10 protein-coding genes are annotated in these 12,023 nt (G+C 64.5%); 1 reads left to right on the plus strand and 9 read right to left on the minus strand.

The window, feature by feature from the left end; genetic code table 11:
• Window positions 1-5: 5 nt before the first annotated feature.
• The 9 genes from trpE to LOY42_RS24455 all read right to left on the minus strand — a co-directional run bounded on the left by trpE (window position 6) and on the right by LOY42_RS24455 (window position 10,909).
• On the minus strand, window positions 6-1,487 hold the full coding sequence (gene trpE, locus LOY42_RS24415) for an anthranilate synthase component I (protein ID WP_139668082.1): 1,482 nt from the start codon (window positions 1,485-1,487) through the stop codon (window positions 6-8).
• Window positions 1,488-1,557: 70 nt separating this feature from the next.
• On the minus strand, window positions 1,558-2,376 hold the full coding sequence (locus LOY42_RS24420) for a phosphoglycolate phosphatase (protein WP_139668080.1): 819 nt from the start codon (window positions 2,374-2,376) through the stop codon (window positions 1,558-1,560).
• Window positions 2,373-3,047 (minus strand): ribulose-phosphate 3-epimerase, encoded by a 675-nt coding sequence (gene rpe / locus LOY42_RS24425; protein WP_102685224.1) that lies wholly within the window; start codon window positions 3,045-3,047, stop codon window positions 2,373-2,375. Before rpe ends, LOY42_RS24420 begins: the two co-directional genes overlap by 4 nt.
• Before the next feature lie 151 nt (window positions 3,048-3,198).
• Window positions 3,199-4,026 (minus strand): ABC transporter permease, encoded by an 828-nt coding sequence (locus tag LOY42_RS24430; RefSeq protein WP_139668079.1) that lies wholly within the window; start codon window positions 4,024-4,026, stop codon window positions 3,199-3,201.
• A gap of 11 nt (window positions 4,027-4,037) precedes the next feature.
• Window positions 4,038-5,285 carry an ABC transporter permease gene (locus LOY42_RS24435; protein ID WP_139668077.1) on the minus strand — a complete coding sequence of 416 codons (1,248 nt, stop codon included), beginning with the start codon at window positions 5,283-5,285 and terminating at the stop codon, window positions 4,038-4,040.
• A 126-nt stretch (window positions 5,286-5,411) separates the two neighbouring features.
• On the minus strand, window positions 5,412-6,446 hold the full coding sequence (locus tag LOY42_RS24440) for an ABC transporter substrate-binding protein (protein WP_258599572.1): 1,035 nt from the start codon (window positions 6,444-6,446) through the stop codon (window positions 5,412-5,414).
• Between the two features lie 40 nt (window positions 6,447-6,486).
• Window positions 6,487-7,599 (minus strand): ABC transporter ATP-binding protein, encoded by a 1,113-nt coding sequence (locus LOY42_RS24445; RefSeq protein WP_139668073.1) that lies wholly within the window; start codon window positions 7,597-7,599, stop codon window positions 6,487-6,489.
• Between the two features lie 281 nt (window positions 7,600-7,880).
• Window positions 7,881-8,513, minus strand: coding sequence for a response regulator transcription factor (locus LOY42_RS24450; RefSeq protein WP_172670942.1), 633 nt, complete (start codon window positions 8,511-8,513; stop codon window positions 7,881-7,883).
• Complete coding sequence (locus LOY42_RS24455) at window positions 8,507-10,909, minus strand: PAS domain S-box protein (protein ID WP_258599573.1); 2,403 nt, start codon at window positions 10,907-10,909, stop codon at window positions 8,507-8,509. The genes LOY42_RS24450 and LOY42_RS24455 overlap by 7 nt, the downstream gene beginning before the upstream one ends.
• A 95-nt stretch (window positions 10,910-11,004) precedes the next feature.
• Between LOY42_RS24455 and LOY42_RS24460 the strand changes: the two genes are divergently transcribed.
• Entirely contained in the window at window positions 11,005-12,009 is a 1,005-nt protein-coding gene (locus tag LOY42_RS24460) for an alpha/beta hydrolase family protein (protein ID WP_258599574.1), read from the plus strand.
• Window positions 12,010-12,023: the final 14 nt, after the last annotated feature.

The raw sequence follows: 12,023 nt of genomic DNA on the forward strand, positions 1-12,023 counted from the left end.
TCTATTTACTTGGCGCAGGTCTGCTCGGCCAACGCCACTGCCCGGAACATCGCCCGGCGCTTGTTGATGGTCTCTTCCCATTCCAGCGCCGGCACCGAGTCGGCGACAATGCCGCCGCCGGCCTGCACATGCAGTTCGCCGTCCTTGATCACCGCGGTGCGGATGGCGATGGCGGTATCCATGTTGCCGTTCCAGGCAAAATAACCCACCGCGCCACCGTAGACACCGCGCTTGACCGGCTCGAGCTCGTCGATGATTTCCATCGCGCGAATCTTCGGCGCACCCGACAGGGTGCCTGCCGGCAGGATCGCCCGCAGTGCGTCCATGGCGGTCAGGCCCTCACGCAGCTGACCGGTGACGTTGGACACGATATGCATGACGTTCGAGTAACGCTCGATCACCATCTTCTCGGTCAGGCGCACACTGCCGGTGGACGATACACGGCCCACGTCGTTGCGCCCCAGGTCGATCAGCATCAGGTGCTCGGCGATTTCCTTGTCATCCGACAGCAAGTCGTCTTCCAGCGCGCGGTCGGCTTCTTCGGTGGCGCCACGCGGGCGGGTACCGGCGATCGGGCGCACGGTCACCAGGTTGTCTTCGACCCGCACCAGCACTTCCGGCGAGCTGCCCACCACATGGAAGTCGCCGAAATTGAAGAAGTACATGTACGGCGTCGGGTTGAAGCAACGCAGCGCCCGGTAAAGGTCGATGGGCGCGGCCTTGAAGTCGATGGACATGCGCTGGGATGGCACCACCTGCATGCAGTCGCCGGCCAGGATGTACTCCTTGATCCGGCCCACCGCGCTTTCGTAGTCGGCACGGGTGTAGCTGGAGCGGAACTCGGGTTCGGCTGCCTGTGGCCCGCTCAAGTCCAGGCCGCGGCGCGGGGTGATCGGCTGGCGGAGGGTGTCCAGCAAACCTTGCAGGCGGGCCTGGCCCTGCTCGAACGCTTGTTCTTCGGCGGGATCAACCAGCACGATCGCATGCATCTTGCCGGCCAGGTTGTCGAACACCACTACCGCGTCGGAGACCATCAGCAGGATATCCGGCACGCCCAGCGGATCGGGGTTGGGGCTGGCGCCCAGGCGTTTTTCCACATAACGCACGCAGTCGTAGCCGAAGTAACCGACCAAGCCACCATTGAAACGCGGCAAGCCTGGGATGTCAGCGACCTTGTAACGGTCCTTGAACGCCTCGACGAAAGCCAGCGGGTCTTCGACGTCGTGGCTTTCCACCTCGACGCCATCCTGCAGGATGCTCACATGGTAGCCATGCACACGCATGACGGTGCGCGACGGCAGGCCGATCATCGAGTAGCGGCCCCATTTCTCGCCACCTTGCACGGACTCGAGCAGGTAGGAGTTGGGCTGGTCAGCCAGTTTCAGGTAGATCGACAGCGGCGTGTCGAAGTCAGCCAGGGTTTCGCAGGCCAGGGGGATGCGGTTGTAGCCGGCAGCAGCCAGGCGCAGGAATTCTTCGCGGGTCATGTGTAGCCTCGGGGCAAGCAGCAATGGGGTCGGGCAAACGGACGTACCGGCAGGCGCCGGCGGGCGGGAGTCAGGCGCGCCAGCGCCAGCGGGCCAGGGCCTTGATGACTTTCATCCAAAATTTGCCAGTAACCACCACGTCGTTGTCTCTGCTTTGCGGGGCTTGAAGGTCCGCCAACGTTATCCCAGTGTCGGTGACTAAGCAACCGGGCAGCAGCAGGCGCAGGTCGCTGAGCACCAGGCTGGGCGACTCCTCGTCGATGGGGCGGCCATGGTTGTAGCCATAGCTCAGGCCGACGCACTGCACCCCCGCGGCCTTGGCGGCAAGCACATCGCTGCGCGAATCGCCAACGAACAGCGCCTGCTCGGCGCTGACGCCGGCCATTTTCATGACGAACAGCAGTGCTGCCGGATCGGGTTTCTTCTGTGGCAAGGTGTCGCCGCCGATGATCCAGCGGAAGTAGCGCCCGATCTTCATCTGGTCGAGCAAAGGGGCAACGAAACGCTCGGGCTTGTTGGTGATCAGCGCCATTTCCACACCCTGCTTGCGCAACCAGCGCAGGGTGTCGCGCACGCCGGGGTAGACCACGGTGAGTTCATGGTTGTCGGCATAGGCCTCCATGAACAGCGCCAGCGCGCGCTCGGCCAGCGCATCGTCCACCGCGGCGTGATCAATACCGCCGGCCAGGGCCCGGCGCACCAGCACCTGGGCGCCGTTGCCGACCCAGTGGCGCACAGCCTCCAGGCCTGCAGGCGGTCGCCCGAGTTCGAGCAGCGTGCTGTCGACGGCTGCGGCCAGGTCAGGTACCGAATCGATCAGGGTGCCATCCAGATCGAACATCACCAGCCTGGGCAGTGTCCCCGGGAACAGCTGCTCGAAGCCGCTCATGCGCGTGCCAGCGCCATTTCGGCACGCATCTTGTCGATGACTTCCTTGTAATCCGGGGCATTGAAGATCGCCGAGCCGGCGACGAAGGTGTCAGCGCCGGCGGCGGTGATCTCGCGAATGTTGTTGACGTTCACGCCACCGTCGATCTCCAGGCGGATGTCACGACCGCTGGCGTCGATCAGGGCACGGGCTTCGCGCAGCTTGTCGAGGGTGCCGGGGATGAACTTCTGGCCGCCGAAACCTGGGTTGACGCTCATCAGCAGAACCATGTCGATCTTGTCCATCACGTACTTCAGCGCATCCAGGCTGGTAGCCGGGTTGAACACCAGGCCGGCCTTGCAACCGCCGTCCTTGATCAGTTGCAGGGAACGGTCGATGTGCTGCGTGGCTTCCGGGTGGAAGGTGATGTAGGTGGCGCCGGCCTCGATGAAGTCGCCGATGATGCGGTCGACCGGGCTGACCATCAGGTGCACGTCGATGGGTGCGGTCACGCCGTACTTGCGCAGGGCGCTGCAGACCATCGGGCCGATGGTCAGGTTGGGCACGTAGTGGTTGTCCATGACATCGAAGTGGACGATGTCGGCCCCGGCGGCCAGGACCTTGTCGACGTCCTCGCCCAGGCGGGCGAAGTCGGCGGACAGAATGGAGGGGGCAATAGCGTAGGGCTGCATGGCGCACCTGTTGGGCAGAATCACGGTGGCGCGCATTGTAACTCAGGGAAGCGGATCGGGGCTGATTGGTATCAACGCCGGCGCAGCAGATGGTCGAACGGATGGCGTGGGAGCGGCGATGCGGCGACCCCACGTCACCCGCGTCGAAGATTCAACCTGGCTGCTGGGTCCTCAGCTTTTCGCTGCGCCCGCGCAGCCACTCCAGGGTCAGCAGCAGGACCACCGAAAAGGCGATCAACAAGGTCGCCGCCGCGGCGATGGTCGGGCTCAGGTTTTCGCGGATGCCACTGAACATCTGCCGTGGCAGGGTCGCCTGCTCGGGCCCGGCAAGGAACAGGGTCACCACCACCTCATCGAACGACGTGGCAAAGGCGAACAGCGCCCCGGAGATCACCCCGGGGGCGATCAACGGCAAGGTCACCCGACGGAAGGCCAGCAGAGGCGAGGCCCCAAGGCTCGCCGCCGCGCGCACCAGGTTGTAGTTGAACCCCTGCAGCGTGGCCGACACGGTGATGATCACGAACGGCACGCCCAACACCGCATGCACCAGGATCAGCGAGGTGAAGCTGTTACCCATGCCCAACGGCGCAAAGAACAGGTAGCTGGCGACGCCGATGATCACCACCGGCACCACCATCGGCGAGATCACCAGAGCCATCACCAGCGACTTGCCGGGGAAGTCGCCACGGGTCAGGCCGATGGCGGCCAGGGTGCCGAACACCATGGCCAGCAGCGTGGCTGCCGGGGCAACGATGATGCTGTTCCTCAGGGCGCGCATCCATTCGGCGGAAGCGAAGAAGTCCTGGTACCAGTGCAACGAAAAGCCTTGCAGCGGATAGACCAGGAAGCTCCCGCTGTTGAACGAAAGCGGGATGATCACCAGCACCGGCAACACCAGGAACAGCAGGATCAGGCCGCACAGGATGCGCAGGCTGTAGAACCACACCCGCTCCACGGGCGACATGTAAGGGCTCAGCATGACAAGGCTCCTCAGCTCAGGCGCAGGCGGCTGGCGCCGACCAGCCAGCTATAGATCAGGTACAGCAGCACGGTGGCCAGCAGCAGCAATCCGCCCAGGGCGGTGGCCATGCCCCAGTTGATGCTGGTGTTGGTGTAGAAGGCGACGAAGTAGCTGACCATCTGGTCGTTCGGGCTGCCCAGCAGCGCCGGGGTGATGTAGTAGCCGATGGCCAGGATGAACACCAGCAGGCAGCCGGCGCCGACACCGGCGTAGGTCTGCGGGAAGTACACCCGCCAGAAACTGGCGAACGGATGGCAGCCGAGGGAGATCGCCGCGCGCATGTAGCTGGGCGAGATACCTTTCATCACGCTGTACAGCGGCAGGATCATGAACGGCAACAGGATGTGCACCATGGAGATGTACACGCCGGTACGGTTGAACACCAGCTCCAGCGGCTGATCGATGATGCCCATGGCCATCAGCGCACTGTTGATCAGCCCGCCTGACTGCAACAGCACGATCCAGGCCGCCACCCGCACCAGGATGGAGGTCCAGAACGGCAGCAGCACCAGGATCATCAGCAGGTTGCTCTGCCGGGTCGGCAGGTTGGCCAGCAGGTACGCAAGGGGATAGGCGAGCAACAGACAGATCACGGTAATCACCACACCCATCCACAGGGTGCGAGCGAAGATGTCCAGGTAGATGGCCTGGTCGGGGGTGGCCCTGGCCAATTCACCCAGGTCGTCGATACGGTGGTCCAGCGCGGCCAGCAGGTAGAACGGCGTGACACTGCTGGTGTTGCGACGGATCGCCTGCCAGTAGGCAGGATCGCCCCAGCGCTCGTCGAGCGTCTGCAAGGCTTCCTTATAGGAGGCAGGCTCGGCCTTGAACGGCAGCGCCCGCGCAGTCTTGGCCAACAGGCTGCGGTAACCGGCCAGCTCCATGTTCAGGCGCTTGGAAAGGTCACCCAGGGTCTGTTTCTTGCGAGACTCGGCAAGGTCTTGGCTCAGGGCCTTGTAGACCTCCTCGCCCGGCAGGCTCTTGCCGTCCCACTGCGTCACTGCCTCGACGGTGCGCGGCAGGCCGGCGACCACCTCGGGGTTGCCGACGCTTTTGTACAGCAGTGCCGCGATCGGCACCAGGAACACCAGCAGGAGGAACAACGCCAGCGGCGCGATCAACGCCTGGGCCTTCCAGCGGTTGACCCGCTCGGCATGCTTGAGGCGCTGCTTGAGGCTTTTACCCGCGCCTTCGTTGAGGGGCACTGCAATGGCCATGGCGAACTCCGCGATACAGGCTGAAATTGGGGCTGCTGCGCAGCCCATCGCCGGCAAGCCGGCTCCCACAAGTACTGCACAGGTTTTATGGGAGCCGGCTTGCCGGCGATGAAGGCTCCAGATGGTTTACTTCTTCGCCGCCCAGGCGTTGAAGCGTTGCTCCAGTTGTTCGCTGTTGTCGGCCCAGAAGGCCACGTCGATCTGCACCTGGTTGGCGATGTTCTCAGGGGTGGTCGGCATGTCCTTCTTCACCTCGGCCGACAGCAGCTCCACCGCCTTGCTGTTGGCCGGGCCATAGGCGATGTTCTCGGAGTAGGTCTTCTGCTGCTCGGGCTGGACGGTGTAGGCGATGAATTTCTTCGCCTCTTCCACATCCTTGGCACCTTTCGGGATGGCCCAGGCATCGAAGTCGTAGATGCCGCCGTTCCACACCACCTTGAGGTTGCTTTCCTTCTGCACCGCGGCGATACGACCGTTGTAGGCCGAGCTCATGACCACGTCACCCGAGGCCAGGTACTGCGGCGGCTGGGCACCGGCTTCCCACCACTGGATGCTCGGCTTGAGTTCGTCGAGCTTCTTGAAGGCGCGGTCCTGGCCTTCTTTGGTGGCCAGCACCTTGTACACCTCTTTGGGTGCGACGCCGTCAGCCATCAGGGCGAATTCGAGGGTGTACTTGGCGCCCTTGCGCAGGCCACGCTTGCCCGGGAATTTCTTGGTGTCCCAGAAGTCGGCCCAACTGGCAGGCGCGCTCTTGAGTTTGTCGGCGTTGTAGGCCAGCACCGTGGACCAGACGAAGAAGCCCACGCCGCACGGCTGAATGGCGCCGGGCACGAAGTCGCCTTTATTACCGAACAGTGCGGGATCAAGCTCTTCGAACATGCCTTCATCGCAACCTCGGGCCAACTCCGGCGACTCCACCTCGACCAGGTTCCAACTGACGCTCTTGGTGTCGACCATGGCTTTGACCTTGGCCATCTCGCCGTTGTACTCACCGGCGACGATCTTGCCCTTGCCCGCCTTTTCCCATGGTTCGTAGAACGCCTTGGTCTGGGCCGCCTTGTTGGCGCCGCCGAAGGAAATCACGGTCAGGTCGGCCGCCATGGCCTGGCCGGCGGCGAACAGGCCAAGGGCCAGGGCGGTCAGTTTCAACTGCTTGCGCATTATTATTCTCTCCACAGTTCAGGGTTGGTGAAGCAAACCATCAATGGGCGTCGGCAATCGGATCGAGCGCGCGGGCGTGCTCGACCTCCCAGCCCAGCGGTACCACGTCGCCCACCGCCAGGGCCGGGTCGAGCTCGGCGATCGGCTGCTTGACGAAGAAATCGGCCTTGCCACAGACCTCCAGGCGTACCCGCACGTGGTCGCCCAGGTAGATGAACTCGGCGACACGGCCGGAGAAGCGGTTGACGCAGTTCTCGCTGTGGCCGTTCAGGCGTACCCGCTCGGGGCGGATCGACAGAGTCACCGGGTCACCGGCCTGGCCGACATTCACCGCCAGCGCATCGACCCGCTCGCCACGGGCCAGTTGCACCTGGCAACGATTACCGTCACTGGCCAGCAGGGTGCCGTTGATGCGGTTGTTCTCACCGATGAAGTTGGCGACGAAGGTGTTGCAAGGCTCTTCGTAGAGGGTGCGCGGGTCGGCGATCTGCTGGATCTCGCCCTGGTGGAACACCGCCACCCGGTCGGACATGGTCAGCGCTTCGCCCTGGTCGTGGGTCACGTAGACCACGGTCACGCCCAGGCGCTGGTGGATATGCTTGATCTCCATCTGCATGTGTTCACGCAGCTGTTTGTCGAGGGCGCCGAGCGGTTCGTCCATCAGCACCAGCTGTGGCTCGAACACCAGGGCGCGGGCCAGTGCCACGCGCTGCTGCTGGCCACCGGAAAGCTGGCCGGGATAGCGCTTGGCGAAGGCATCGAGCTGGACCATGCCGAGCACGCGCTTGACCCGCTCGCTGACGTCGGTCTTGCTGAGGTTGCGCACGGTCAGCGGGAAAGCCAGGTTCTCGGCCACGGTCATGTGGGGGAACAGTGCGTAATTCTGGAACACCATGCCGATATCGCGCTTGTGCGGCGGCACATTGTTGATCGAGCGCCCGGCCAGCTGGATCTCACCGGCGGTGGGGGTCTCGAAGCCTGCCAGCATCATCAGGCTGGTGGTCTTGCCCGAACCGGAAGGGCCGAGCAGGGTCAGGAACTCGCCCTTGCGGATGTCCAGGTTGAGGTCCTTGACGATCAGCGATTCGCCGTCGTAGCTCTTCTGCACACCTCGGAAGCTGACCAGCGTCTCGTTCGAATTCGCCTCGCTCATGCCCTGCACCTTCTTGTTGGAATGACTGCGTTGGCAAAAGCGTAGAAGACGCGCAAAGCCCCGGAAATCGGGGGCGCTGAGAGAATGCCATCATCCGGCTGGAAGAGTTGTTGTAGGGATCGCCCTACAAGGATGGCGTTTTCAGGTAACTCGAGCTTTGTAGGAGCGGCTTTAGCCGCGAGCACCCGCGAAGCGGGTGTCGGAGACAGCGGCGCTTGCATCGCGGCTAAAGCCGCTCCTACGGTGAGATCGCGTAAAAGCCATTGTCGTAACCAGAACACTCACACCAACTTGTGCTCCATGGCGTATTTCACCAGCTCCGCCAACGAGTTGACCTTGAGCTTCTGCATCAGCCGCGCCTTGTGGGTGCTGATGGTCTTGCTCGACAGCGCCAGCTGCAGGGCGATGTCGTTGACGTTGGCGCCCTGGGCGAGGCGCTCGAACACCGAGAATTCGCGCTCCGACAGCAGCGTGTGCAGCGGCCGGGTTTCGGTCAGGCCCACCTCGAACACCATGCGGTCGGCCAGGGCCGGGTCGATGTAGCGCCCTCCCCCCGCCACCCGGCGGATAGCCGTGAGCAACAGCGCCGGGTCGCTATCCTTGGTCGCATAGCCCGCCGCACCGGCCTTGAGCGCCCGCGCCGCCATCTGCGCCTCGTCATGCATCGACAGCATCAGGATCGCCGGCGGGTTGTTCAGCGCGCGGATCCGCGGGATCGCCTCCAGGCCATTCACCCCAGGCATGGAGATATCCAGCAGCACCACCTCGCAGGGCGTGTGGCGCAGGGTCTCCAGCAACTGCTCGCCATTGCCCGCCTCGCCCGCCACCTGCATGTCCTTGGCCAGGCCGATCAATTGCTTGATGCCTTCCCGGACGATGGTGTGGTCTTCCGCCACCAGCACTCGAATCACGATTGTTTCTCCTGCTTCAAAGGAATCGCCACGCTCAGGCTGGTGCCCTCGCCCGGCTCGCTGTCCAGGTTCATGCTGCCACCGTGCATCAACACCCGCTCACGCACACCCACCAGGCCGAACGAAGTCGGCCGCGCCGCCTCCATGGCAAACCCCACGCCGTCGTCGATCACGGTCATGCGCAACTGCCCGGCCTCGTGAACCAGCTCGATCTGCACCGTGTGCGCCTGGGCATGGCGCATGACGTTGGTCAGCGCCTCTTGCAGGATACGGAACAGGCCGATGGCCTTGGCATCGCTCAAGGGTGGCAGATTGTCCGGTACCTGCACCAGGCAGGGGATCTGCGTGCGCGCCTCGAAACGCCGCGCCTGCCACTCGATGGCCGAGGCAATGCCGGCGTCGAGGATCGGCGGGCGCAGGGCCGTGGCCACGTCGCGTACCAGCTGGAACAACTGGGCGATCAGGCGCTTCATGCTGGCCAGGCGCTCGTTGAGGGCGGGATCCAGCTCGGCGAACGCCAGCTCGCACATCGACACTTCAAGCTTGAGCACCGTGAGCATCTGCCCCAGTTCGTCGTGCACTTCGCGGGCAATCCGCGCCTTCTCCTCTTCGCGCACGCTTTCCAGGTGCGCCGACAACTCGCGCAATTGCTCCTGGGACCCGGCCAACGCCAGCTCGGCCTGCTTGCCTTGGGTAATGTCCCAGACCACGCCGTCCCACACCATGCGCCCATCGGCCAGGCGGCGGGTGGTCGCCTTGATGTCGGCCCAGCGCTGCTCGCCCTGGCGGGTGAGGATACGCCCCTGCCAGGACCAGTCCTGATCGCTGGCCAAGGCCATGTCCTGGACCCGATGGTAATCGGCGCGATCCTCCGGGTGGACCAGGTTGCGCAGCCCCATCTGCGGATGCTGGATCGCCGCCGGGGTGTAGCCGACCAGCGCCTCGCTGCCTTCGCTGATATAGGGAAACTCCGGGTCGCCTTCGGCCGGATCGCGCTCCAGGCGAAACACCAGCCCCGGCACGTTGCCAGCGATCCCCTTGAGCCGCGCCTCGCTTTCGCGCAGCGCGGCCAGGTCGCGCCGGCGCTCGGTGACGTCGGCGAGGAACACCACCAGGTACTCGGCATCGCGAAAACGCAGGAACGACAGCGACAACTCGACCGGGAACAGGCTGCCGTCGGCGCGCCGACACTGGCTTTCGAATTGCTGCTCGCCGCCATCCCCGGTACGGGCACGCTTCCACAGTTCCAGCCAGCGATCCATCTTCAGGTTCGGCTCGATAACGACCAGCGGCAGCTCCAGCAGCGCCCCCTCGGCAAAGCCCAGCATGCGCTCGGCGGCATGGTTGGCGTAGCGCACATGGCTGTCCCAGTTGACCCAGAGGATGCCCACCGTGCTCTGGTCGATGGAAAACTGACTCAGGCGCAAAGCCTCCTCACGCACCTGGCGCTCGACCAGGCTCTCCCGGGCCGCCAGCAACCCGCGCTCCAGGCCGCTCTGCTGACGACGCTGCCAGGCCAGGGTCGCCAAGGCGCACAGCAGCAACAGGCCGAACAGCAAGGCCAGGTTCTGCCAGAACCCGGCGGATTCGGAGAACCGTGGATACCTTGGCTGCAACCAGCGCTGATGCATCTGTTCCAGGGTCTTGGCCGGCAGGGCCTGCAAGGCACGTTCGAGAATATCGGCCAGCACTGGCCAATCGCGCCGTGAGCCGACCCGCAGCAACTGCGGCAGACCGATATCACCCACCACCGCGAGGTCGGCAAACTCGCCTTCGCGCGACAGCCGGCTGAGCTGCGACTCGTCCAGCACGGCGAAGCTGGCCTGCCCAGCCAACACCAACTGCAGGGCCTCGCGCTCGTCGGGTACACCCTGCAGGTTCAGATTGCCGTAGTTGCCGCGCAGGTAATCCGCCAAGGTACCGGGCATCCGTACCGCCACGCGTTCATTGCCGCTCAACTTTTCCAGCTCCACGGCTACCGCGCCGCTGCGCATCCCCACCACCAGCTGCGGCACACGCATGTAAGGGTCACTGAACAGCCACAGCCGCAGGCTGGTCGGCGTTTGCATAAGGCCTGGGGCGAAATCGATCTCGCCCGCCTGCAAGGCATGCTCAAGGGCGGCCTGGTCGGCAAAGCCGCGCCAGGTCAAATCCAGGCCCAACGCCTGGGACAAGGCGCCGACCAGTTCGACGTTGGCCCCGTAGAACTGCTGCAGGCGCCGGTCGAACTGGGCATAGGGCGCCTGCAGTACCAGTCCGACGCGCAAGCCGCGGTGTTCGTCCAACCATTGCTGCTGGGCTGGATCCAGCATCACGGCAGGCGGCGCCTGCGGCTTGGCCAGGGCGATCAAGGGTAGACACAACCAGCCGATAACCCACAGGCAACGCACTCGCTTCATCTCTACGCTCGTCTTGGCAATGACGGCCACCTGGCGTGGCCGTCGCGGGCAAATACCATTAGGCTGCCGGTATGATTCTGGCCTTGGATTGATCGATGTTCACACTTTATCGCACGACGCTGGCAATGTTCTGCCTGGCTTCGGCCCTGCCGTTCGCGGCTCAGGCCGACGACGCCAAGAAACCCGAAGCGCCCGCCGAGGCGGCCGCGTCCGCTCCCGCTCCGCGCCCACCGCTGCTCGAGCGCAGCCAGGACGATGCCATGGCCCTCGAGCGCCAGGTACCCAAGGCCGAACAACAGACCTTGCAGGCCAATGGTGAAAACTTCCTGGCGCTTTGGAAGCCTGCCAACGACAGCGATCCACAAGGCGCGGTGATCATTGTCCCGGGCGCGGGCGAAAGTGCCGACTGGCCCACCACCGTCGGCCCGCTGCGTCGAGGTTTCCCCGATGTCGGCTGGAGCACCCTGAGCCTGAGCATGCCCGACCTGCTGGCCGAGCGCCCACAGGCGCGGGTCGAGGCCAAGCCTGCGGCCGAACCGAAAAAGCAGGAAGGCGAGTCGGCTCCGGCCAAGGACACGCCCGCCGATGCCAACGCCAACGTTGCCCAGGCGACCGCGCCGGAGGCGGACACCGCAGAGAGCACCGATGCGGTCGAAGCCGACGAACACACCAGCGAGGAGGACGCCGAGCGTATCTTTGCCCGCCTCGACGCCGCCGTGGCCTACGCCCAGCAGCAGAAAGCGCGCAGCATCGTCCTACTGGGCAACGGCAGTGGCGCGTATTGGGCCGCGCGGTACCTCAGCGAGAAACAGCCGCCTCAGGTGCAGAAACTGGTGATGGTCGCCGCGCAGACACCCGCGCGGGTTGAACATGACCTGCTGAGCCTGACCCCGACGCTGAAGGTACCCACCGCCGACCTCTACTATGTCACCCGCACAGCGGATCGGCAGTCGGCCCAGCAGCGCCTGCAGGCCAGCAAGCGGCAGAAGGACAGCCAGTACCGCCAGGTGTCGCTGATGGCCATACCTGGCAACAAAGCGGCGGAACAGGAGCAACTGTTGCGCCGGGTGCGCGGCTGGTTGACGCCGAAGGAAGAGTAACAACAGCCGCTCCT

Origin of the sequence: Pseudomonas sp. B21-023, from assembly GCF_024749165.1 — a bacterium.
Taxonomy (GTDB): Bacteria; Pseudomonadota; Gammaproteobacteria; order Pseudomonadales; family Pseudomonadaceae; genus Aquipseudomonas.